This window comes from Halopseudomonas salina (assembly GCF_008641105.1).
In genome coordinates, this window is record NZ_VTTI01000044.1 from 1 (window position 1) to 277 (window position 277).

The following is a 277-nucleotide window of genomic DNA, read 5'->3' on the forward strand; positions in this document are numbered from 1 at the left end:
CCCCGAAAGCTATTTAGGTAGCGCCTCGGACGAATACTACTGGGGGTAGAGCACTGTTAAGGCTAGGGGGTCATCCCGACTTACCAACCCTTTGCAAACTCCGAATACCAGTAAGTACTATCCGGGAGACACACGGCGGGTGCTAACGTCCGTCGTGGAGAGGGAAACAACCCAGACCGCCAGCTAAGGTCCCAAATTACTACTAAGTGGGAAACGATGTGGGAAGGCTCAGACAGCCAGGATGTTGGCTTAGAAGCAGCCATCATTTAAAGAAAGC

General features: G+C 52.3%; 1 rRNA gene (cut by a window edge). It reads left to right on the forward strand.

Annotated features, from left to right (window positions below):
- Positions 1–277: ribosomal RNA gene (locus FZF01_RS19355) — 23S ribosomal RNA — on the forward strand (its annotated part continues 370 nt past the right edge of the window); the annotation flags it as partial.